At 56.1% G+C, this 1,105-nt stretch carries 1 protein-coding gene; it reads right to left on the minus strand.

From position 1 onward, the window contains the following. Nucleotides 1-83 precede the first annotated feature (83 nt). Nucleotides 84-1,105, minus strand: a 1,022-nt coding sequence (locus ACR0EL_RS21775) for an ABC transporter permease (RefSeq protein WP_480502258.1), incomplete at its 5' end; no start/stop codon positions are given.

Below are 1,105 nucleotides of genomic sequence, written 5' to 3' on the forward strand. Positions count from 1 at the left end.
CAACAGAGGTCTTTCAATTCCCGATTCTGGGAAGCCTCAATGCAGCATTCAATTCCCGCACGGACGGCAGCTCTGGGCCGCCTTCAACCCAACCGTTTCTTGAACCTTAGAGTGGCCGCCAACAATCCGAATGCCGCAAATCCAATCATCCAGAGAATTCCCCAGCGCAACTCGTATAGCGACGCGCCACGCAGGACCACGCCGCGGATCATGTCCATAAAATGAGTGGCGGGCAGAACCTGAGCAATCATCTGGACTGGTTGCGGCATGCCGTCGAAGGGGAACATAAAGCCCGACATCAGGATCGATGGCAGCAGAACAAAGATAGTCATCTGCATTGATTGCAATTGGTTCTGCGCAAGCGTGGAAATCACCAGCCCAAGCGACAGGCTGGCGATGATGAACAACAAGGTCACCACAAGCAAAATGCCCAATCCGCCGTTTATCGGGACATCGAAAAGGACATGCCCGAGGCCGAGGATGATTGCGACCTGTATCAGGCCCAGAAAGATATAGGGGATGATCTTCCCGATCATCAGTTCGATCGATTTGATCGGGGTGTTGATCAGCATCTCCATATTGCCCCGTTCGCGTTCGCGGACGATGGCGGCTGAAGTGAACAGGATCATCGTCATGGTCAGGATCACGCCGACAAGACCTGGCACGATATTGACTGCTGATCGCTGTTCAGGGTTGAAGTAAAGCGTCACCTCGAAGGTAGGCACCTGCCGGTTTGGTGGTTGTTTCAGCAGTTCTGTCAAAGGCATCGTGCGCAGGGATTTGATTGCGCTGGCCACCATCGTGTCCGAGCCATCGACGATCCAATGGGCAACCGGTCGGCTACTGGTCTTGTCCGTTGCGTTGGGCAGGCCCAGCCCGACAGACGGGCTTCGGGCAAGGCGTTGGCTGACGTCTGATGGGATGATAAGCGCGGCGCGCACGCGGGATTCAGTGATCGCGCGCTCGGCTTCTTGCGGGGTTGTTAGATGTTCGGTGATGGTCACGACCTGCGTGGCCTGAACGATCTGCGCCAATGTTCGGGACAACTCTGTTCCGGACTGGTCCACCAGTGCGACAGGCACATGGCGCAGGTTGGTGTTGATCG

The sequence above is a fragment of the Ruegeria sp. AH12 genome, assembly GCF_056541465.1.